The sequence below is a fragment of the Pseudaminobacter sp. Soil_N_29 genome (assembly GCF_057656055.1).
Window position 1 is genome coordinate 399,418 of the sequence record NZ_JBDGLC010000002.1, and the last position, 20,206, is coordinate 419,623.

A 20,206-nucleotide genomic window follows, 5' to 3' on the forward strand; every position below is an offset into this window, starting at 1 on the left:
GGCAGGCGATGACTCAACATCCGACCCAGTCTCCGCAGTTCTTCCTGACCGCGCCCTCGCCTTGCCCCTACATCGAAGGCCAATTCGAGCGGAAGGTGTTCACCCACCTGGTCGGCGACAAGGCAGCGGAAATGAACGATCTGCTGACGCAGGGCGGGTTCCGGCGTTCGCAGAACATCGCCTACCGTCCGGCCTGCGAAAACTGCCGGGCCTGCGTGTCAGTGCGCATTCTGGCCAACGAATTCGAGCCGACGCGCAACATGCGACGCGTGATGCACCACAATTCCGACCTGATCGGCGCCCTGCACGACGCCGAGCCCTCGACCGAACAATATTCGCTGTTCCGCAAATATCTCGACGCCCGCCACCGCAAGGGCGGCATGTCGGACATGACCGTGCTGGACTACGCGATGATGGTGGAAGACACCCACGTCAAGACCAAGATCATCGAGTATCGCAAGCGCGGCCCCGACAGCTTCATCACCGGCAAGGGCCGGGGCGAACTGATTGCAGTGGCGCTTTCGGACATCATGGCCGACGGCATGTCGATGGTTTATTCCTATTTCGATCCTGAACTGTCCCACCGCTCGCTGGGGACCTTCATGATCCTCGACCACATTGCGCGCGCTCGTGCCGCAGGGCTGCCCCATGTCTATCTGGGCTATTGGGTCAATGGTTCGCGCAAGATGAGCTATAAGGTGCGCTTCACGCCGCAGGAGCACCTGGGGTCGAAGGGCTGGGAACGCTACGTGCCCGAAGCCGTCTGACCGGCTCGAAGCGTAGCGGCACAACCATCCCTTTTCCGGAGCTAATCCTTCTTTGTCCGCTTCAAGCAACAACCATGCGAAAGGCCTGGCGCTGACTGCGCTCGGAGGGCTGACGCTTACCGTCGACATCCCGTTGATCCGCCTTGCCGGCGGCGACAGCTGGACGATCCTGTTCCTGCGCACCGGCACCACATTCATTATGGCAATGATCATCTGGGCGGTGTGGCGCTCGCTCAGCAGCAGGGCGCCGAAACTCATTCCCGGGCGCGCCGGCCTCGTGGTGGCCGCCCTCTACGGCTTGGGTTCGGTCGCCTTCATCACCGGGGTCTACCACACCTCGACCGCGAACCTCGTCTTCATCCTGGCCTTCAACACCATGTTCGCGGCACTGCTGTCGTGGCTATTCCTGAAGGAGCGGCCGAAGCCGGTGACGCTTGCGACCATGGCGGTCATGATCCTGGGCGTGCTGATCATCGTCTGGGATTCGATCGGCACAGGGCAGATGTTCGGCAATCTGATGGGCCTGATTTCGGCGCTCTGCATCGCCTCGGCCATCACCATCTCGCGGGCCAGCGGCCAGGAAATGGGCCTGGCCTCACTGGTCGGCGTGGTGTTTCCGTTCACAGTCGCCGCCGTGATGGTGTCCCAGACCGGCATCAACGTCTCCGCGCCATGGTGGATCATCTTCAACGGCGCGGTGGTGATGCCGATCTCATTCTTCTGCCTTGCCAATGGCCCGAAATATCTTTCGAGCCCGGAAGTGGCGATGTTCTATCTGCTGGAAACGGTGCTGGCGCCGATCTGGGTGTGGATGATCTTTGCCGAGGTTCCGACCCGCAACAGCCTGATCGGCGGCACCATACTGATCACCGCGCTGGTGGCGCATTCGCTCTGGCAATTGCATGACGGGCGCCGCCGGGCGGCGGTAGCCGTGCAGCAACCGGCGTGAACCGACGCGGGGCTGTCATCTCCGACATCTGAAAAATCGGCGCGGCCAAAAAAGCCGCGCCGATTTTCGTTCAGGAAGCGCTGGCAAGCAGGCTGGCATTGCCGCCGGCGGCGGTGGTGTCGACGCAGACAGCGCGCTCATGCGCATAGGCCGCCGGGCAGATGACCTCGTTGACCAGCGGCACGATCGCCCCCCTGCGAGCGGCGAGTGCCTTGCGGATCTTTTTCGCGCGCTCGGCATCCCCCGAGAACGCGACGACGCCAAGATCGAGCGGGGTCAGCGCCTCGGCCGGCACCTCGCCGTCGATCGCAACAAGCGGCAGGCCCTTGCCGGTGAGCGCATGAAGCGCGGCCGGCGCGCCCGGCGCAACGGCCAGCACGGCATTGCCGGCGGCCAGCGCCTGCACGACCTGCGCCAGCAGCGTCTCGGCATCCGGCCCAAGGCACAGCGCGTTACCGCGCGGCGTCAGCGCCAGCGTATTGGCCTCGCCCGTCGGCCCGGGCAGGTCGACCTGGCCGTAGTCGAGGGCGGCAGCGGCAGAAATTGCCGCAGCGCCCTTGCCACGCAGATGCTTGCGCAAAACCGCGATGCGGTCGCTCGCCTGGCTCCATTCGGAAGCTGCTTGCGGGAAGCGGGTTGCAATCTCGGTGGCTGTCACCGGCTTCGCGTCGGCAGGCGCACTGCCCGTGGCAGCGCCTGCGGCGCGGCGGAAGCGGCGCAGATAGTGCGGGCCGCCGGCCTTGGGGCCGGTGCCGGAAAGCCCCTCGCCGCCAAATGGTTGCGAACCGACGACGGCGCCGATCTGGTTGCGGTTGACGTAGATGTTGCCGGCATGGATGCCGTCGACGAAATGCTGCACGCGGCCCTCGATGCGGGTGTGCAGGCCGAAGGTCAGGCCAAAACCCTTGGCGTTGATGTCGGCAATGACCTTGTCGATTTCGTCGGCCTCGAAGGTTGCAACATGCAGCACGGGACCAAAAATCTCGCGCTCCATCTCGCCGATGCCGGAAACGCGGAACACATGCGGCGCCACGAAGCGGCCGTCCTTCGGCGCGTCGAGCTTGGCGACGAGGCGGCCCTGCGCTTCCATCTTCGTGTTGTAGTCGCGGATGGCGGCTTGCGCCTCCTCGTCGATGACCGGGCCGACATCGGTGGAGATCTGCCACGGATCGCCGATGTTGAGCGCGTCCATCGCGCCCTTCAGCATGTGCAGCATCTTCTGCTCCACGTCCTTCTGGACGTAGAGCACGCGCAGCGCCGAGCAGCGCTGGCCGGCACTCTGGAAGGACGACGCAAGGATGTCGCGCACAGCCTGCTCGGGCAGAGCGGTGGAATCGACGATCATGGCATTGAGGCCGCCGGTCTCGGCGACCAGCATGGCATCCGGTGCTGCCGTCTCGGCAAGCTGCTTCTCGATGACCTTGGCGACTTCCGTGGAGCCGGTGAAGCACACGCCGGCGATGCGCGGATCGGCCGTGAGCGGCGCGCCGACGGTCGGGCCGTCGCCCGGCAGAAGCTGGATCACGTCCTCCGGAATGCCCGCCTGGCGCAGAAGCTCGACGGCGCGGAAGGCGATCAGCGGCGTCTGCTCGGCCGGCTTGGCAATCACGCTGTTACCGGTGACGAGGGCAGCCGCGATCTGGCCGGTGAAGATGGCAAGCGGAAAATTCCACGGCGAGATGCAGACGATGACGCCGCGCGCCTCGGTGCCTGCCTCGGCCCTGGCGGCTTCGGCGGCGTAGTAGCGCATGAAGTCGACCGCCTCGCGCAGCTCGGCCACGCCGTCGGCCAGCGTCTTGCCCGCCTCGCGGGTGGCAAGCGCGAAGAATTCCGCGGCATTGGCCTCGTAAAGATCGGCGGCGCGGCGCAGGATCTCGGCACGCTCCGCAACCGGGCGCGCGGCCCAGGTCGGCTGCGTCTCGAGCGCGATGCGCACGGCGGTGTCGACCTGCTTGGGCGCGGCTTCGGTCACCGTGCCGACGATGTCGCCGGGCTTGGCAGGATTGACGACCGGCCGCTTGGCACCCTCACCGACCGCACGCGTGATGGGCTTGGCATGCCACTGCTCCGGCCCGGCGAATTCCTGGCGCGCCTTGTCGAGCGCTGCCAGCGTCACCGGATCGGTGATGTCGAAACCCTTGGCGTTGATGCGGCCGGCACCGAAGATGGCCAGAGGCCGCGGGATGGCCGGGTTGGCGGCCGGCCCCTGGGTGGCCACGGTCTCGAACGGATCGCGGGCGATGTCCTCGGCCTTGACGCTCTCATCGGTAAGCTGATGGACGAAGGAGGAGTTGGCGCCGTTTTCGAGCAGGCGGCGGACCAGATAGGCAAGCAGGTCCGAATGCGCGCCGACCGGCGCATAGATGCGGCAGCGGGTGCCTTCGGCCTTGCGTACCGTCTCATGCAGGGCCTCGCCCATGCCGTGCAGGCGCTGGAACTCGAAGCAGGTGCGGTCTGGCGCCATGGCGAGGATGGCCGATACGGTGTGCGCATTGTGGCCGGCGAACTGCGGATAGATGCGGTCGGTCATCGACAGCAGCTTCTTCGCGCAGGAGATATAGGAAACGTCGGTGTTGGCCTTGCGCGTGAACACCGGGTAGCCGTCGAGGCCGAGCGTCTGCGCGCGCTTGATCTCGGTGTCCCAATAGGCGCCCTTGACCAGGCGCACCATGATCTTGCGGTCGAGCTTCTGGGCCAGCGCATAGAGCCAGTCGATAGTGAAGGCGCAGCGCGGGCCATAGGCCTGCACGACCACGCCAAAGCCGTCCCAGCCTTCGAGCTGCGGGTCGGCCAGCACGCGCTCGATGACATCGAGCGACAGGTCGAGCCGGTCGGCTTCCTCGGCGTCGATGTTGAGGCCCATGCGGGCCTTCTTCGCGGCAACGGCGAGCGACAGCAGGCGCTCGGCCATGACCGGCAGCATGGTCTCCTTCTGCGCCTCTTCGTAGCGCGGATGGATGGCGGAAAGCTTTACCGAGATGCCGGGGTTGTAGCGGATGTCCTGCCCCTTGGAGTGGGCAGCAAGCGAGGCAATGGCATCGGCATAGGCGCGCAGATAGCGCAGCGCATCTTCTTCGGTGCGGGCGGCCTCGCCCAGCATGTCGTAGGAATAGAGATAGCCCTTGGCGAGCATCGAACGGCCGCGCTTGACGGCCTCCTCGATGGTACGGCCAAGCACGAACTGCTCGCCCATCTCGCGCATCGCCGCCGCCACCGCCTTGCGGATGACCGGCTCGCCGAGGCGACGAACCATGGCATGCAGCGTGCCGGCAATGCCGTCCTCGCTTTCGTCCAGCACGCGGCCGGTGAGCATCAGCGCCCAGGTCGAAGCGTTGACGAAGATGGAGCTGGAGCTGCTGCCATGCGCCGACCAGTCGTGCGGCGCGATCTTGTCCTGGATCAGGTCGTCCATGGTCTGGGTGTCGGGCACGCGCAGCAGTGCTTCGGCCAGGCACATCAGCGCCACGCCTTCCTTGGTCGACAGGCCATAGGCGGAGAGGAAGACTTCCATCAGGCGCGGGTCGGTAGAGCCGCGCACAGCGTTCACCAGATCGACGGCGCGGGCGGAAATCGCCTTGCGCTCGGCCTCGCTCAAATCCGCCGCCTCGACCAGCCTGGCCAAGGCCTTGTCTTCATCGGGGAGATAGTTGGCGCGGATCTGCTTGCGGATGGAATCGAGCAATGGAGCGGTCATGGACATCCTGCCGGAGCGATAAGGATTGGGACTGTTCCGATGCTTATCATACCCCCCGATGCCGGGCGGCCCAAAGGATTGAACCGGATAGTCCGAATGAACTATTGATGAGGATAGATTCCGCCAGTGCTGGGTGCATTCTAGCCGATGAAAGACCAATTGGACCGCATAGACCGCAATATCCTGTCCGCCCTGTCGCGCGATGGGCGCCTTTCCATGGCCGAGCTTGCCACCCAGGTAGGCCTGTCGAAGACGCCGGTGCAGGCGCGGGTGAAACGCCTGGAGCAGGAAGGGATTATCCGCGGCTATTCTGCGGTGATCGACCATGAACGCATGGGCGAAGGCCATGTCGCCTTCGTGCAGGTGAAGCTCTCCGACACGCGCTCGGCGGCGCTGGACGCCTTCAACCGCGCGGTGCAGGGGGTGCGCGAGATAGAGCAGTGCCACATGATAGCGGCGAGCTTTGACTACCTGCTGAAGGTGCGCACCAAGGACATTGCCGCCTATCGCCGGGTGCTGGGCGAGCGCATCTCCGCCCTGCCTCATGTGGCGCAGACTTCTACCTTCGTGGCGATGGAAACCGTAAAAGATCGCTAGTCGACAGCGTCTTCAGGAAAGCTATAAGCGCCGCCCTTTCCCGCTCGGAAATCTTCAGCGGCACGACTTCCGAATTTCCGTCTGGGCTGGCAGGCGCACGAACGTAATGCTCGATGACCCCCTCCAGCGTGGCGATCTGCCCGGCGTGCATGTAGGGCGGGCGGTCAGCCACGCCGCGCAGCGACGGCGTCTTGTACGCGCGGCGCAGCTCGGGGCCGGACGTGATCATGAAGCGCAGCTCGCCGCAGGCTTCCGGCTCGGCATCACTATAGGGCCCAAGGCAGTTGAACGGATCGGAGAGCAGCTGAGGCACCGCCGCCTCGCGGCCGAGATCTTCGGCCAATCCATTGACTGGCGGGACGCCGGTGTTGTGGAAATGGTCGTCGGTGAAGCGCGGCCCGTTATGGCATTCAATGCAGTTGGCCTTGCCGACGAAAAGCCGCAGGCCGTAAAGCTCCTCGTCGGACAGCGCGGCTTCGCCCGCGGGCTCAATGCCGGCGGCAAGCGCCCCGGCGAAGCGGTCGAAGCGGGTCTTTTCGTGCACAATGGTGCGTTCGAAGGCGGCGATGGCCTTGCCAATGTTGGCAAAGACGCGGTTCACAGCATCCTGCTGCGCCTCGCTCATTCCCTCCCAGGCAGCTTGTTCGGCCCCGCTGCCCTGCGGGCTTGCATTTGCCGGCACGGCTGAAAGATCGGGCAGCGGCCCGAAAATTTGTTCGTAGCGCGCGGCGAAAGCGGCTTTCATAAGGTGCGCGTAGGCTGCGCGGTTGCCGCCATGCTCGCGGGGGTCCTCCAGCGGCCCCAGCGCCTGCGCCCACAAGCTATCGCGGCGGCCGTCCCAGAACAGGAACGAGCTTCGCGCAGCACCCGCCAGCGGCATGGTGCGGCGACTGGTGGTGGAAATGCCGACGCCGAGCGGTCGGTCATCCTGGAACTGGCGGTCGACGAGATGGCAAGAGCCGCATGACACATTGCCGTCGCGGCTCATTCGCTGGTCGAAAAACAGCGTGGCGCCGAAGGCGGCCGCGGCGGGCAGATCGGCGTAGCGGTTGGCGGGATCGGCCGCCAGCGGCGGCAGTGCCGAAAGCGACAACGAGGCCACCGCCTTGCGCTCGGCCTCGGTGAGCGGCGCCGGCTTGCAGCCGAGCAGGCCCGAAACCAGGAGCGCCGCAACCGGCAGGAAGGGCAGGATGCGGCGGCGAGGGATCATAGCTTAAGGTTGAACACCGCCTCGTCGTCGCCCGCCGCAGCCGACACGGCAAATTTGAACTCCCAGGCGCCGCCCATGTTGAACTTGACGCCCTCGACCCGATAGCGCCCTTCGCCGAGTTGCGCGGTGACCCGCGGGCTGGTGGGCAGCCCATGGCCATGCGCCGGCATGCCGCCGTCGACCGCAATGCTGGCGTCGTCCAACGGCTTGCCGTCGGGCGTCTTGACCGTCACCACCCAGCTGTGCAGTTCGCCCACCTTCACCGGCGGCGCTTCAGGCTCGATGGCAACGAGATAGGCTCCGTTCTCGCTCGGCTTGCTGAGCGCAAAATTGGGCGCGGACACCGGCGATGGCTCGCTCTGCGGCCGGGTGAAAGCCATCAGCGCCACGGCCAGCAGGCCGGCGAGCGCCACGAGATAACGCCAGTTGAAACCCAATTCCCTCTCCTCTGCCGATTCCCTTACGCGGGAGCGCGCAAGGTAATGCCTGATGACGGCGGCGCAAAGTTTCAATAACAACTTGCAAGCGACAATGGTCGGCGTGCGACAACGCGCTAGAATTTGCTGAGGAGGAGTGCATGGTCCGCATCGCGGCAATCGGCGAATGCATGCTCGAACTGTCCGGGCAAGCCGGCCGCAGCTGGCGCATGGGCTTTGCCGGCGACACGTTCAACACGCTCTGGACCATTCGCGCGCTGAGCTCCAGCCACGAGATCGACTATGTCTCGGCCTTCGGCGACGATCCCTTCTCGCAGGACCAGATCGCTTTCCTGCGCGAGCACGACATAGGCATTGCGGCGAGCCCGATCATCCGCGGCGCACGGCCCGGCCTCTACGCCATCAAGCTGGTGGGCGCGGAACGCTCCTTCACCTACTGGCGCAGCGACGCGGCTGCCCGCCAGCTCGCCAGCAGCCCGGCCGCATTGGCAAAGAGCCTCGAGCAGCGGACACTTGTGTACTTTTCCGGAATCACCCTGGCGATTCTGGACGCGGGCGCGCGGCGCACCTTGCTGCAGGCCATCGCGCACGCCAGGGCGCATGGCTCGCACATCGCCTTCGACCCAAACTGGCGGCCGCGCCTGTGGCCCGACGCAGCCAGCGCGCGCAGCGCAATCGACGAGGCGCTGAAGGTGACCGACATCGCACTGCCGACATTCCCAGACGAGCACGAGCTTTACGGCGACGCCACGCCTGAGGCCACCGTGCAGCGCCTGCAGAAGGCCGGGGTCGGCGAAATCGTGGTCAAGAACGGCGAGCAAGCGGCGCTGGTGTCGCACTACGAGGATACGTTCAGCGTTCCGGCGACCCGCGTCGCCGCGCCGCTCGACACCACCGGCGCCGGCGACGCCTTCAATGGCGGCTATCTCGCGGCGCGATTGCTGGGCCTGCCGCCGGAGGAAGCGGCCGAGCGCGCACATCGCGTCGCGGCGGCGGTGGTGCAGGTACGCGGCGCACTGGCGCCATTTGCCACACTGAAGATGGCGTTCGACCAGTGAGGTCCCGCTGCGGTGCCGGCTATCCCATCCTGAAGCGATACTCGGTGGTCTGGCGATACATCTGCCCAGGCCACAAGGTGGCCTGCGGGAAGTAGGGGCGATTGGGCGAATCCGGCCAGACTTGCGGCTCCAGGCACAGGCCTGCATAGGGCTGGTAGTGCCGCCCGCCCAGGCCCCTCGCCTCGGTGGAAATGTGCTGGCCGACATAGAGCTGAACGCCAGGCTCCGTGGTCCAGACCTCCATTTCCAGCCCCGATCTGGCGCCCTGCAGCCATGCTGCCTGCTTGAGCGGCCCTCGCGCCGCGGCAAGGCAGTAGTTGTTGTCGTAGGCGAGCTGCTCGCCTTCAATCTCCATTCGCACCGGGCGGGCGTGGCGGAAATCGAACGGCGTATCGTCTACCGGCTGCACGACGCCGGTGGGGATCATCTCGGCATCGACGGGCAGGTAGGCCGAGGCGGTCAGCATCAGCCGATGGTCGAGGATGTCGCCGCTGCCGCCATCATCGAGGTTGAAATAGGAATGGTGTGCGAGATTGCACAGTGTCGGCTCCTCGCAGGTCGCGGTAAGCTCCACGGCCAGTGTTCCCGGGATTTTCAGCCGATAGGTGCAGCGCACGTCGAGCGCGCCGGGAAAGCCCATTTCGCCATCGGGATCGTGCAGGCCCAGCGTGACGAAATCGGGCCCCTGAACCAGAACGTCCCACACCCGGCGGCTGAAGCCGTTGGACCCGCCGTGCAGCCCGTTGGCTTCCGGCCGGTCGGGGTCGATGAGATAGCGCCGGCCCTCGAGCGTGAAGCGGCCACCGCGGATTCGGTTGGCGAAGCGCCCGACGATGGCACCGAAATGAGGAGAGAAGGCGGGATAGCTGGCGAAGCGCTCGAAGCCGAGCACCAAAGGCGCATCGTGGCCTGCAATGCGCAGGTCCTGAACCACCGCGCCCCAGTTGATGATCTTGGCAGAAAGGCCGCCGCCGGCAATCTCGAAGCGACGGACAGGCTGCCCGTCATCAGTTGTACCGAAGACCTTGCCGCCTGACATGCTCGCTCCGGTCAGAAATGTGTCACGGGCGAAACCATGAGGCCACGCCCGTGATCGTGTCAAGGATCAGAGGCCGAGACCGCCGATGCAGACATATTTGGTATCGAGATAGTCGTCCATGCCCTGGTGCCCGCCTTCGCGGCCGAGGCCGGATTCCTTCACGCCGCCGAAAGGCGCTTCGGGCGTGGTGATCAGGCCTTCGTTGACGCCGACCATGCCGTATTTCAGCCCTTCCATGACGCGGAAAGCACGGCCGAGATCGCCCGTATAGAAATAGCAGGCAAGGCCGAACTCGGTGTCGTTGGCGAGTTCGATCGCCTGCTCTTCCGTCTCGAACTTGAAGACCGGCGCGACCGGGCCGAAGATCTCTTCCTTCATGAACTTCATCTTCGGCGTGGCGTCGGCGATGACCGTGGGCTCGAAGAAGGAGCCGCCCAGCTCGTGGCGCTTGCCGCCGGCAACCACCTTGCCGCCATTGGCGGTGGCGTCGGCGATGAACTCCTCGACCTTCTCGACCGCGTTGACGTCGATGAGCGGGCCCTGCTGCACGCCTTCATCGAGGCCGGAGCCAACCTTGAGCTTGCTGGAGGCCGCGGCCAGCTTCTCGACGAACCTGTCATAGATGCCGGCCTGCACGAAGAAGCGGTTGGTGCAGACGCAGGTCTGGCCCGAATTGCGGAACTTGGCCGTGATGGCACCCTCGACCGCGCGGTCGATGTCGGCGTCGTCGAAGACCAGGAACGGCGCGTTGCCGCCCAGTTCCATGGAGACCTTCTTGACCGTCGAAGCCGACTTGGCGATCAGCATCTTGCCGACCTCGGTCGAGCCGGTGAAGGTGATCTTCTTGACCAGCGGGTTGGCGCAGATCTCGTCACCGATCTCACCGGCCGAGCCGGTGACGATGTTGACGACGCCCTTCGGGAAACCGACCTCCTCGCACAGCGCACCCCAGGCGAGGCCCGAGTAAGGCGTCTGCGAGGCCGGCTTGACGACGGCGGTGCAGCCGGCGGCGAGTGCGGGCCCCAGCTTGCGCGACAGCATGGACGACGGGAAGTTCCAAGGCGTGATCGCCGCGATGACGCCGACCGGCTCCTTGGTGACCAGCACGCGGCGGTCCGCCCACGGCGAAGGCACGACGTCACCATAGGCGCGGCGGGCTTCCTCGGCGAACCACAGCACATAGGCGGCCGACGAGCCGACCTCGCCCTTGGCCTCGGCCAGCGACTTGCCCTGCTCGATGGTGAGCAGTTCGGCCAGCGCGTCCTGGTTGTCCATGATCGCGTCATGGAGCTTGCGCAGCAGCTTCGAACGCTCGAGCGCCGAGGTCTTGCGGAAGGTCTTGAAGGCTTCGTTGGCGGCCTCGATGGCGCGGCGCGTCTCGGCAGCGCCCGAACGCGGCACCGTGCCGATGGTGAGGCCGGTCGCCGGATTGATCACGTCGATGGTCTTGCCGGAATCGGCCTGCACCCATTCGCCGTTGATCAGGTTTGCCTGGCGCATGAAATGGCTGGATTTCTGGAGCATTCGTCTCGCCTCTCGTGCGGCGCGCCGTAACGCGCCGGTTCCTGTGGGATTCGTCGTTGTCTGCCGAAGAGGTCTCCGGCAGATTGCCGCCGATGTTGCGCGATGTGCCAGAAATATATGGCTTTCGCCGCAAGTGCGCCACCTCTAACCCGGCGGCAGCATCTGGATCAATCGGCTTGATCCATGAGCTTTATGGTCCAGCGTCAGGCGAACGCCAGTTGCGCCAGCGCCAGCCAGAAAGCGGTGGTGACCACGGCGCAAGCGGTGGCGATGGTCATCTGGTTTGAGGCGAGCGCCTGGCCGGTGCGGAGCTGGGTGGCGATGAGATAGGAATTGACGCCGGATGGCAGCGCCGCCGCCGCGACCGCCACCTTGGCCGACAAGGGCGGCAGGCCGAGCAGCCAGGCCATGGCCAGCGCCACGGCAGGCATCAGCATCAGCTTCAGCCCCGAAAGCACCATGGCGGGGCGGACATTGCCCGAAATGCCGAATTTGCGCAGGCCAAGCCCCATGCCGAACAGCGCCAGCGGCCCGGCGATGCCGCCCAGCGCGTCGATGAGGCGACCGAGCAGGCCGGGCATGGGCAGCCCGGCAAAGCGCCAGAACAGCCCCGCAAGAATGCCGATGATGAGCGGGTTGGTGTAGAGCCGGCGCAGGAAGTCGCGCGCCACCTGCAGCGGGTCGGCCGGTCCGTTGGGCCGACCGCCGAAGACCTCGAACAGCACGATTGAGGCGGCGAGCATCGTCGGCAGGTGCACGGAAATGATCAGCGACAATATGTCGACCCCCTGCTGGCCGAAGACGCCGAGCATGAAGGGAATGCCGAGCAGGAGCAGGTTGGAGAAGGCCGTCGCCACGCCGCCGACCACGCCGGCCTGCGGATCGCGCCCGAAGACGCGGGTGGTGACCAGATGGCCGGCCGTCCAGGCAACGGCCGCCGCCGCGAAATAGGTCGCCCACAGGGTCCAAGGTGCTGCGCCCTGGAAATCGGCGTTGACCATGGTGCGAAACAGCAGGATCGGCAGCGCCACACCGACAGCGAACTGCGACAGCGCGTCGCCCACCTCGGCTTTCAGATAGCCCGACAGACCGGCCAGATAGCCGAGCGCGACCAGACCGAACACGAACAGGACTGTTTCGACCAGAGGAGACATGATTGCGGTGATACGGGAGCCGTGCGGCTTGTGCAATCGGCCACAGATCGGGCTGCAACACCCCTGCCTGCAAGGCGCGGCTTGCGTTTCGCGCAGCTTTCCTCTCCCTATATCCGGCGAATCGCCGGGGAAACTGCATGCGCATCGTAATGACCGTCCTGTTTCTGCTTGCGGTGCTCGCGCCGGCATCGGCCACGGAGGCCGGCTGGGCGCTGCTGCGCGCCGGTGGCCATGTGGTGCTGCTGCGCAACGCCATCACGCCGGGAGGCAGCGGCGAGCCGGCTAATTTCGACATCAGCAAATGCGAGACCCAGCGCAACCTGTCGGACCGCGGCAAGCAGCAGGCGCGAAAGATGGGCGCTCTGTTTGCGGCGCGGGCCGAAACTGTGGAGCGCGTGCTTTCCAGCCGCTACTGCAATGCGCTTGAAACCGCCCGCATCGCCTTCAATGACAGGATCGTGGAGCCCTTCGCGCCGCTCGACCAGCCGTCGCCGGGCACCGAGGTGAGCGAAGAGCAGAAGGAGGCGATCCTAAACGAGATCCGCGCCTTCTCGGGGTCGGGCAATCTCGTGCTGGTAACCCACCAGGAGGTCATCGCGGCTCTGACCGGCGCCAACGCCCGCGAAGGAGAGGCGATTATCGTGCGGCCGGACGGCAAGGGGCTCCATATTCTGGGCCGAATCGTGTTCAATTGACCAGCTATAAACGCCGCATGCGATGACCCGAGGGAAAGACCCGGCGCGCCGGGCGCCGGCCCCAAAAGGGCGATTTGGTCTTTTCCTGCCCAGAAAAACGGATTAGAGAGCCGATCAACCCTGCGCGGAAAGGAATCCGCCTGCATTTCAAAGGAAAAGCCGTGTCCACGACATTCGAGAAAGTAGCCAAGATCATCGCCGACACGAGCGAGATCGACATCGACACCATCACGCCCGAGAGCCACACCATCGACGATCTCGGAATCGACAGCCTCGATTTCCTCGACATCGTCTTTGCCATCGACAAGGAATTCGGAATCAAGGTGCCGCTCGAGAAGTGGACGCAGGACGTCAACGACGGCAAGGTTTCGACCGACGAATATTTCCTGATGAAGAACCTCTGCGCCAAGATCGACGGTCTGGTGGCAGCGAAGGCTGTCGCCTGACCCTTGACGGGACCGGCGGCCTAACCGACAACACCTATCCATGAGCGCCCACGACGTCGTCATCACCGGCATCGGCCTAGTCTCGTCGCTGGGCGAAGGCACCGATGCCCATTGGCAGAAGCTGACAGCCGCCGACACGCAACCGGTGGTGGATGCCGAACGCTATTCGCCCTACTCCATCCACCCGCTGCCCGAGATCGACTGGGGCCTGCAGATCGCCAAGCGCGGCGACCAGCGGCAGATGGAGACCTGGCAGCGGCTCGGCACCTACACCGCCGGCCTTGCGCTGGACGACGCCGGCATCAAGGGCGATGAAACCCTGTGCGCGTCCATGGACATGGTGGTGGCGGCCGGCGGCGGCGAGCGCGACGAGACGGTGGACAACGCGATCCTCGCGGCCTCCGAAACGCGCAACGACCGCGAAGTGCTGCTGAACGAGAAGCTGACCACGGAACTGCGGCCGACGCTGTTTTTGGCGCAGCTTTCCAACCTGCTCGCCGGCAACATCTCCATCGTCCACAAGGTCACCGGCTCCTCGCGCACATTCATGGGCGAGGAAGGCGCTGGCGTTTCGGCGGTCGACACGGCGGCCGCGCGCATCCGCTCGGGCCAGTCGACGCATGTGCTGGTGGGCGGCGCGTTCCAGACCGAACATCCCGACATGCTGCTGGGCTATGAACTTGGTGGCTACCTGCATCGCGGCCCCTGGAAGCCGGTGTGGCAGCGCGAGGGCGCCGAAGGCGGCGGCGTGGTCAGCGGCTCGGGCGCGGCATTCCTGGTGCTGGAATCGCGCCAGCATGCCGAGGCGCGCGGCGGCCGCATCTATGCCACGCTCGGCCCCGTGTTTTCCGACCTCACCCGCCGGCGCAAGCAGGACCTGAGCGAAGCCGTCACCGGCCTGCTCGGCAAGGTGGACCTGCCCGCTAACGGCCCGCTGCTGGCCATGTCCGGCGCATCCGGCGCGCATGCAGCAACCAAGGCCGAGAAGGCTGCGCTGGAGCGCAACCCGCAGCTTGTCGCCCGCGCATTCGGCTCTTTCACCGGGCACATGAAGGAAGCGCAGTTCCCCTTCGCTGTGGCGCTGGCGGCGCTGGCCATCGACCGCAAGGCCGGCTACCCGGCCTTCGATACGGCGAACGAAAGAGCCTATGAAGGAGCGCCGCGCTCTGTGCTGGCGACAGCAATCGGCTATCATTATTTCGAGGGCATGGCGCTGGTTGGCGCCCCCGACTGAACCGGAACGCACATGGCTAAGTACAACGACCATCTCGGCAGGCCCATCGTCGCCGTCACCGGCATCGGCGTCGTCACTTCGCTCGGCGTCGGCAAGGCCGACAACTGGGCGGCCCTCACCTCCGGCCGCTCGGGCATTCACAAGATCACGCGCTTTCCGGTCGAACACCTCAACACCACCATTGCCGGCACGGTCGATTTCCTGCCGTCCAGCAACAAGGGCGCCAGCGCGCTGACCTTCGAGCTGGCAGAGCGGTCCGGCCGCGAGGCGATCGCGGAAGCCGGCCTTGACACGGAGAATTTCGGCGGACCGCTGTTCCTCGCCTCGCCTCCTGTCGAGCTAGACTGGCATGACCGCTTTGCCCTCTACCTCGACGGCAAGGATGGCAGCGCCACCGACCGCCTGTTCACGGTTGCCCGCAACCTGCCGAGCCTCGACATCTTCGAGACCTCGCAGTTCGGTTCCATCGCCGCCCGCCTCGCCGACGAGTTCGGCACGCGCGGCCTGCCGATCACGCTTTCCACTGCCTGCGCCTCGGGCGCCACCGCCATCCAACTCGGCGTCGAGGCGATCCGCCGCGGCGAATGCGAGCGCGCCCTGTCGATCGGCGCCGACGGTTCGGCGACCGCCGAGGCCTTGATTCGCTTCTCGCTGCTTTCCGCGCTCTCCACGCAGAACGAAGTGCCCGAGAAGGCTTCAAAACCGTTCTCGAAGGATCGCGACGGTTTTGTCCTCGCCGAAGGGTCGGCGGCACTGGTACTGGAATCGCTGGAAAGCGCTGTAGCGCGCGGCGCCACCGTGCTGGGTATCCTGCGCGGCTGCGGCGAAAAATCCGACGACTTCCACCGCACGCGCTCGAAGCCGGACGGCTCGCCCGCGATCGGCGCGGTGAGGGCAGCACTTGCAGACGCGGGCCTCGCCGAAGACGGCATCGACTATGTCAACGCGCATGGCACTTCGACGCCGGAAAACGACAAGATGGAGCATATGTCGCTGTCGACCGTGTTCGGCGAGCGCATGCGCACCACGCCGATTTCCTCCAACAAGTCGATGATCGGCCACACGCTGTCGGCCGCGGGCGCCATCGAGGCGGCCTTCTCGCTTCTGACCATGCGCGAAGGCGTGATCCCGCCGACGATCAACTACGACAATCCCGACCCGGCCATCGAGCTGGACGTGGTGCCGAACAGGAAGCGCGACGCGCAGGTTTCGACCGTGCTTTCCAACTCCTTCGGCTTCGGCGGCCAGAACACCTGCCTTGTCATGGCACGGGAACCGGTCTAATCGACCCTTCAAAAGGTTCCGGAGTGCGATGAAGCGACCCGACTGGCCGCGGCGCGCTCCATTTTATTTTGCTGCGTGATTTTGTTCGGGCGCCGAGAGGCGGTCGGGAAACATGCTTCATGAAGGAAAAGGCCCGATGCGCGCATTGCAACTCGTCGAGGATCGCAAGCTCGAAACGGTGGAGATCCCCGAGCCGCCGGCACCGGCGCTCGGCGAAGTCACGCTGCGCATCAAGGCCGTGGCGCTGAACCACATCGACGTCTGGGGCTGGCGCGGCATGGCGTTTGCCAAGCGCAAGCTGCCGCTCACGGTCGGCGCGGAAGCCTCCGGCGAGGTCGAGGCGGTGGGTCCCGGCGTGACCGGCCTGGCACCGGGACAACTCGTCTCGATCTATGGCGCGCGCACCTGCGGCCTCTGCCGCCCCTGCCGCGAGGGCCGCGACAATCTGTGCGAGCACGTCTCTGGCGTACATGGCTTCCATCTCGACGGTTTTGCGCAAGAGAAGATCAACCTGCCCGCGCGCTTGCTGGTGCCCGCCCCTCCCGGCGTCGACGCCATCGGCGCGGCGGTCGCACCCGTGACCTTCGGGACCGTCGAGCACATGCTGTTCGACAACGCCAAGCTTGAGCCCGGCGAGACGATCCTGGTCCACGCCGGCGGCTCGGGCATCGGCTCGGCCGCCATCCAGCTTGCCAAGAAAATGGGCTGCACCGTCATCACCACGGTGGGTTCCAACGACAAGATCGAGAAGGCCAAGGCGCTGGGCGCCGACCACGTCATCAACTATCGCGAGGACCGCTTCGAGGGCGTCGTGCGCAAGCTGACCAAGAAGAAGGGCGTGGACGTGGTGTTTGAGCATGTCGGCAAGGACACCTGGGCAGGCTCGATGTTCAGCCTCAAGCGCGGCGGCCGCCTCGTCACCTGCGGCTCCACCTCCGGCGTCTCGACCGAAGTGAACCTGATGATGCTGTTCCAGCAGCAACTGAAGCTGCTCGGCTCCTTCGGTTGCCGGATGGAGAACATGGCCAACGCCATGCAGAAAATGGCCGCCGGCCTCGTCGCCCCGGTGATCGACACCGAGGTCGATTTCAATTCCATCGACGCGGCGCTCAAGCGCATGGAAGGCCGCGACGTGTTCGGCAAAATCGTGCTTCGCGTCGGTTGAGGGCCAAGATGCGGGGTACGGCCGTGAAGGGCCTTCTCTATCGCCTGTCGCAGCGCCTTACGCAGACGCGGTATTGGCTGACGGCGCAGATCGCCAAGGCGCTGCTGGCGCTGTTGCGCCGCCTGCCTATGGACACGGCGCTCGATTTTGCCGACCGCACCGCCCGCAGGCTCGGGCCGCTGGTCGGCCGCCACAAGGTGGCGCTCGACAATCTGCGCCACGCCTACCCCGAAAAAAGCGAGGACGAGATCAAGGCCATCGCCCTCGACATGTGGGGCAACATGGCCCGGCTGGCGGCGGAATATATCTTCCTCGACGCGATATTCGACTACGACCCCTATGCCGACAAGCCGGGCCGCGTGGAGGTTTCGGGCGAGGGCCTGTTCGCGAAGATCGCAACAGAAAACAAGCCGCACATCATCTTCACCGGGCATCTTGGCAATTTCGAGCTGCTGCCGATTGCCGGGGCCACCTTCGGCATGAAGGTAACTGCGCTGTTCCGGCCGCCCAACAACCCCTATATCGCCGATTATATCTTCTCGACCCGCCGGGCGATCATGGGCGACCTGCTGGCCTCGCGCGCCGGCGCTTCTTTCGCGCTCGCCCGCATTCTGGACAACAACGGCACCATCGGCGTTCTGGTCGATCAGAAGTTCATCAACGGCACGCCCACAACCTTCTTCGGCCGCGCCTGCGAGACCAGCCCGCTGCTGCCCAAGCTGGTGCGGCAGTATGACTGCGACGTCTACCCGGCGCGTTGCATACGCCTGCCCGGCAACCGCTACCGGCTGGAGATCGAGGACAAGCTTGAATTGCCGCGCGATGCCGAAGGCAGCGTGGACGTGCCGGCAACCGCGCAATTGCTGAACGACGTGGTCGAGCGCTGGGTGCGCGAACATCCCGGCCAATGGATGTGGTTCCACAAGCGCTGGATGCTGAGCAAGGGCCGGCGCAGGCGCGGCCTGAAATCCCTTACCCGAAATTAAGCCGTCTCTGACGCAATAAAGCCAGATTTCAACCGTCCACTTTTCGTGACGTGAGGAGGCGGCGATGAACAAGCAGACGGAAACCGCGGACAGGCCCGGCGCCACGCTGTGGACGCCTTGGGGTTTGCAGCGGCGCAGCGAGCGAGACGCCCAGAAGCTTGCCATCCGAAAGCTGGTGGAACGCCTTGCCCGGCTGGACAAGCGCAATTCCAGGCAACACGAAGATAGTTAAACGACGCCGCGGAACTCACCCGCCGTAATAGTTCATCACTGCGTGCCGGGCCTCGGCGAAAAACAGCCACCGCTCGACAAGAATACCGACCGCGAACGCCAGACCAGCGAGCGCGGCGATGCCTGTGGCCAGAGGCCCCTCGCCTGCGAGCATCGCAAGCGCCAGAAGCAGCACCGCCGGGACAATTCCGCCAAGCAGCAGCGCAATGCGCCACAGCTTGTCGGCATGTTTGCGGGCGACCCGAAATCCCATTTCGCTCGTAAGATAGTTTTCCATCGCATGCGGCCGCTCGAACAGCCGCACGCGACCGATATTGCCAAGGCCCGTGGCGCTTTCGGGCGTCGATAGCGGCACAAGACTTTTCATTCGCTCGCGCCAGCGCAGTTTTGTCGCCCAAGCGACAATGAGAAACAAAACGGCAAGCAGCGGCAGGACGCGCGTGTTTCCGCCGCCGGCGAAAGCGAAGACGCTGGCAAGCACAAACCCGCCCGCAGCCGCAAAGAGCAGGTAGCAGGCCGGCGTCAGCCGCGTGTACCAGGCCTGCACCGATTTCAGCGACGCGTAGATCATCGCCGTGCAGTAGACGGTGACGATGCAAAGCAGCGTTCCAACAAGCCCCGGCAGTGGCAGGTAGCGCCCCTCGAACACGCAAGCCCATGCCGATACCAGCAGCGGCACGAAGGTGACGATTGCCATCACACCCTCGCGCGACAGCCAGCTGGAGCGCCATTGGGAAAATGCCCGCCAGGCGCGCTGCGGGTTGCCTAGATGCCCGGTCGAGGACAACAGACCCGCCGAAATCAGCGCAAGCGCCAGCGCATGCGCGCATTTGGTCGCCGTCGCCGCCGGATCGAGCAGGCCGAGGCCAAGCACCGCCGCGAGCCCATAGCCGAGGCCGGAAAACGTGGTGAAGACGATGATGGAAAAGGCGGGATGCATCGGTTCAGATTCTGTCCAGCATGCCGTCGAGCCAGGCGAAGAAGCCTTTTGCTCCCTCGGTGTTTTCCGCCAGCGGCAGGGTGTGCGCGCTTTCGGCCAGCGACTTGCGCGGGCGCGGCGGCAGATACTTGTTGACCGGCCGCGTGCCCTGCTCCGGCATAAGGTCCATGCCGCCGCGTTCGGCGACGAGGATGGACACGGCTGAATTAGGATCGGCGAGGTCGCCGAAGTGGCGGGCATTGGCCGGGCAAGTGCGCACACAGGACGGCACGCGGTCCTCCTCCTCAAGCGTCTCGTTGTAGATGCGGTCGATGCAGAGCGTGCATTTCTTCATCACGCCGGCGGCAAGGTCCATCTCGCGCGCGCCATAGGGACAGGCCCAGGCGCAGAGCCCGCAGCCGATGCATTTGTCTTCGTCGACCAGCACGATGCCGTCGGCGGAGCGCTTGTAGGACGCGCCGGTGGGGCACACGGTGACGCAGGGCGCATCCTCGCAGTGGAGGCAGGACTTTGGGAAGTGCACGATGCGCGCCTGCCCCGCCTCGCCCACGATCTCGCCGCCCTCCGGCACGACCTCGAAACTGTGCACGCGGTTGAGCCAGGCACCGGAGACATCGGCACCATAGGGGGCCTGGTCCGACAGGGCCGAGCCGTAGCCGCCGGTGTTCCATTCCTTGCAGCTCACCACGCAAGCGTGGCAGCCGACGCAGGTGTCGAGGTCAATGACGAGGCCGAGTTTCTTTGGCGTGGGCTGGGCGGGGAGTGTGGTCATGGGCGCGCGCCCTCACAGCCTATG

19 protein-coding genes are annotated in these 20,206 nt (G+C 65.4%); 11 read left to right on the forward strand and 8 right to left on the reverse strand.

Annotated features, from left to right (window positions below; translation table 11 throughout):
- The first annotated feature begins 8 nt into the window (after positions 1 to 8).
- Together AC3A4H_RS07890 and AC3A4H_RS07895 are read left to right on the forward strand one after the other, a co-directional pair.
- Entirely contained in the window at positions 9 to 767 is a 759-nt protein-coding gene (locus AC3A4H_RS07890; protein WP_487766203.1) for an arginyltransferase, read from the forward strand.
- Positions 768 to 819: 52 nt separating this feature from the next.
- Complete coding sequence (locus AC3A4H_RS07895) at positions 820 to 1,716, forward strand: DMT family transporter (protein WP_487766204.1); 897 nt, start codon at positions 820 to 822, stop codon at positions 1,714 to 1,716.
- A gap of 70 nt (positions 1,717 to 1,786) precedes the next feature.
- Here the strand turns inward: AC3A4H_RS07895 and putA are convergent, their stop codons facing one another.
- Positions 1,787 to 5,416 (reverse strand): bifunctional proline dehydrogenase/L-glutamate gamma-semialdehyde dehydrogenase PutA, encoded by a 3,630-nt coding sequence (gene putA / locus AC3A4H_RS07900; protein WP_487766205.1) that lies wholly within the window; start codon positions 5,414 to 5,416, stop codon positions 1,787 to 1,789.
- A 141-nt stretch (positions 5,417 to 5,557) separates the two neighbouring features.
- Here putA and AC3A4H_RS07905 point away from each other — a divergent pair, with 141 nt between their 5' ends.
- Positions 5,558 to 6,007: an Lrp/AsnC family transcriptional regulator gene (locus AC3A4H_RS07905; RefSeq protein ID WP_487766206.1), complete on the forward strand. Its 450-nt coding sequence runs from the start codon at positions 5,558 to 5,560 to the stop codon at positions 6,005 to 6,007.
- Here AC3A4H_RS07905 and AC3A4H_RS07910 read toward each other — a convergent pair.
- Both AC3A4H_RS07910 and AC3A4H_RS07915 read right to left on the reverse strand, forming a co-directional pair.
- The gene (locus AC3A4H_RS07910; RefSeq protein WP_487766207.1) at positions 5,970 to 7,217 is read right to left on the reverse strand and encodes a cytochrome-c peroxidase; all 1,248 of its coding nucleotides are present in this window, start codon (positions 7,215 to 7,217) and stop codon (positions 5,970 to 5,972) included. The genes AC3A4H_RS07905 and AC3A4H_RS07910 overlap by 38 nt on opposite strands.
- A complete protein-coding gene (locus tag AC3A4H_RS07915) occupies positions 7,214 to 7,654 on the reverse strand; it encodes a FixH family protein (RefSeq protein ID WP_487766208.1) in 441 nt (146 codons plus the stop codon). The genes AC3A4H_RS07910 and AC3A4H_RS07915 overlap by 4 nt, the downstream gene beginning before the upstream one ends.
- 140 nt (positions 7,655 to 7,794) lie before the next feature.
- On the opposite strand from AC3A4H_RS07915, the gene AC3A4H_RS07920 reads away from it, so the two are divergent.
- The gene (locus AC3A4H_RS07920; protein ID WP_487766209.1) at positions 7,795 to 8,712 is read left to right on the forward strand and encodes a sugar kinase; all 918 of its coding nucleotides are present in this window, start codon (positions 7,795 to 7,797) and stop codon (positions 8,710 to 8,712) included.
- A gap of 19 nt (positions 8,713 to 8,731) precedes the next feature.
- On the opposite strand, the gene AC3A4H_RS07925 is transcribed toward AC3A4H_RS07920, so the two are convergent.
- The 3 genes from AC3A4H_RS07925 to AC3A4H_RS07935 all read right to left on the reverse strand — a co-directional run bounded on the left by AC3A4H_RS07925 (position 8,732) and on the right by AC3A4H_RS07935 (position 12,429).
- Positions 8,732 to 9,751 (reverse strand): aldose epimerase family protein, encoded by a 1,020-nt coding sequence (locus AC3A4H_RS07925; RefSeq protein WP_487766210.1) that lies wholly within the window; start codon positions 9,749 to 9,751, stop codon positions 8,732 to 8,734.
- Between the two features lie 66 nt (positions 9,752 to 9,817).
- Positions 9,818 to 11,275 carry an NAD-dependent succinate-semialdehyde dehydrogenase gene (locus AC3A4H_RS07930; RefSeq protein WP_487766211.1) on the reverse strand — a complete coding sequence of 486 codons (1,458 nt, stop codon included), beginning with the start codon at positions 11,273 to 11,275 and terminating at the stop codon, positions 9,818 to 9,820.
- Between the two features lie 203 nt (positions 11,276 to 11,478).
- Positions 11,479 to 12,429, reverse strand: a complete 951-nt coding sequence (locus AC3A4H_RS07935; protein ID WP_487766212.1) for an AEC family transporter — start codon at positions 12,427 to 12,429, stop codon at positions 11,479 to 11,481.
- A gap of 137 nt (positions 12,430 to 12,566) precedes the next feature.
- On the opposite strand from AC3A4H_RS07935, the gene AC3A4H_RS07940 reads away from it, so the two are divergent.
- The 7 genes from AC3A4H_RS07940 to AC3A4H_RS07970 all read left to right on the forward strand — a co-directional run bounded on the left by AC3A4H_RS07940 (position 12,567) and on the right by AC3A4H_RS07970 (position 18,471).
- On the forward strand, positions 12,567 to 13,124 hold the full coding sequence (locus AC3A4H_RS07940) for a histidine phosphatase family protein (protein WP_487766213.1): 558 nt from the start codon (positions 12,567 to 12,569) through the stop codon (positions 13,122 to 13,124).
- Positions 13,125 to 13,285: 161 nt separating this feature from the next.
- Positions 13,286 to 13,570: an acyl carrier protein gene (locus tag AC3A4H_RS07945; RefSeq protein WP_348777170.1), complete on the forward strand. Its 285-nt coding sequence runs from the start codon at positions 13,286 to 13,288 to the stop codon at positions 13,568 to 13,570.
- Between the two features lie 40 nt (positions 13,571 to 13,610).
- Complete coding sequence (locus AC3A4H_RS07950; protein WP_487766214.1) at positions 13,611 to 14,804, forward strand: beta-ketoacyl-ACP synthase; 1,194 nt, start codon at positions 13,611 to 13,613, stop codon at positions 14,802 to 14,804.
- Positions 14,805 to 14,816: 12 nt separating this feature from the next.
- Positions 14,817 to 16,088, forward strand: coding sequence for a beta-ketoacyl-ACP synthase (locus AC3A4H_RS07955; RefSeq protein WP_487766215.1), 1,272 nt, complete (start codon positions 14,817 to 14,819; stop codon positions 16,086 to 16,088).
- Between the two features lie 136 nt (positions 16,089 to 16,224).
- Entirely contained in the window at positions 16,225 to 17,253 is a 1,029-nt protein-coding gene (locus tag AC3A4H_RS07960) for a zinc-binding dehydrogenase (protein WP_348777173.1), read from the forward strand.
- A gap of 8 nt (positions 17,254 to 17,261) precedes the next feature.
- On the forward strand, positions 17,262 to 18,239 hold the full coding sequence (locus AC3A4H_RS07965; RefSeq protein ID WP_487766216.1) for a lipid A biosynthesis lauroyl acyltransferase: 978 nt from the start codon (positions 17,262 to 17,264) through the stop codon (positions 18,237 to 18,239).
- Positions 18,240 to 18,303: 64 nt separating this feature from the next.
- The gene (locus tag AC3A4H_RS07970; protein WP_348777175.1) at positions 18,304 to 18,471 is read left to right on the forward strand and encodes a hypothetical protein; all 168 of its coding nucleotides are present in this window, start codon (positions 18,304 to 18,306) and stop codon (positions 18,469 to 18,471) included.
- A gap of 15 nt (positions 18,472 to 18,486) precedes the next feature.
- Here AC3A4H_RS07970 and AC3A4H_RS07975 read toward each other — a convergent pair whose 3' ends face one another.
- Positions 18,487 to 19,410 (reverse strand): dimethyl sulfoxide reductase anchor subunit family protein, encoded by a 924-nt coding sequence (locus AC3A4H_RS07975; RefSeq protein WP_487766217.1) that lies wholly within the window; start codon positions 19,408 to 19,410, stop codon positions 18,487 to 18,489.
- Positions 19,411 to 19,414: 4 nt separating this feature from the next.
- Entirely contained in the window at positions 19,415 to 20,182 is a 768-nt protein-coding gene (locus AC3A4H_RS07980; RefSeq protein ID WP_487766218.1) for a 4Fe-4S dicluster domain-containing protein, read from the reverse strand.
- Between the last annotated feature and the right edge of the window lie 24 nt (positions 20,183 to 20,206).

Bases quoted from the DNA above. Each gene is read 5' to 3' on its own strand.
- AC3A4H_RS07940 (WP_487766213.1), top strand. From the start codon at position 12,567: ATGCGCATCGTAATGACCGTCCTGTTTCTGCTTGCGGTGCTCGCGCCG.
- AC3A4H_RS07955 (WP_487766215.1), top strand. From the start codon at position 14,817: ATGGCTAAGTACAACGACCATCTCGGCAGGCCCATCGTCGCCGTCACC.
- AC3A4H_RS07925 (WP_487766210.1), bottom strand. From the start codon at position 9,751: ATGTCAGGCGGCAAGGTCTTCGGTACAACTGATGACGGGCAGCCTGTC.
- AC3A4H_RS07930 (WP_487766211.1), bottom strand. From the start codon at position 11,275: ATGCTCCAGAAATCCAGCCATTTCATGCGCCAGGCAAACCTGATCAAC.
- AC3A4H_RS07890 (WP_487766203.1), top strand. From the start codon at position 9: ATGACTCAACATCCGACCCAGTCTCCGCAGTTCTTCCTGACCGCGCCC.
- AC3A4H_RS07960 (WP_348777173.1), top strand. From the start codon at position 16,225: ATGCGCGCATTGCAACTCGTCGAGGATCGCAAGCTCGAAACGGTGGAG.
- AC3A4H_RS07970 (WP_348777175.1), top strand. From the start codon at position 18,304: ATGAACAAGCAGACGGAAACCGCGGACAGGCCCGGCGCCACGCTGTGG.
- AC3A4H_RS07950 (WP_487766214.1), top strand. From the start codon at position 13,611: ATGAGCGCCCACGACGTCGTCATCACCGGCATCGGCCTAGTCTCGTCG.
- AC3A4H_RS07980 (WP_487766218.1), bottom strand. From the start codon at position 20,182: ATGACCACACTCCCCGCCCAGCCCACGCCAAAGAAACTCGGCCTCGTC.
- AC3A4H_RS07935 (WP_487766212.1), bottom strand. From the start codon at position 12,429: ATGTCTCCTCTGGTCGAAACAGTCCTGTTCGTGTTCGGTCTGGTCGCG.
- AC3A4H_RS07975 (WP_487766217.1), bottom strand. From the start codon at position 19,410: ATGCATCCCGCCTTTTCCATCATCGTCTTCACCACGTTTTCCGGCCTC.
- AC3A4H_RS07905 (WP_487766206.1), top strand. From the start codon at position 5,558: ATGAAAGACCAATTGGACCGCATAGACCGCAATATCCTGTCCGCCCTG.
- AC3A4H_RS07910 (WP_487766207.1), bottom strand. From the start codon at position 7,217: ATGATCCCTCGCCGCCGCATCCTGCCCTTCCTGCCGGTTGCGGCGCTC.
- AC3A4H_RS07965 (WP_487766216.1), top strand. From the start codon at position 17,262: ATGCGGGGTACGGCCGTGAAGGGCCTTCTCTATCGCCTGTCGCAGCGC.
- AC3A4H_RS07920 (WP_487766209.1), top strand. From the start codon at position 7,795: ATGGTCCGCATCGCGGCAATCGGCGAATGCATGCTCGAACTGTCCGGG.
- putA (WP_487766205.1), bottom strand. From the start codon at position 5,416: ATGTCCATGACCGCTCCATTGCTCGATTCCATCCGCAAGCAGATCCGC.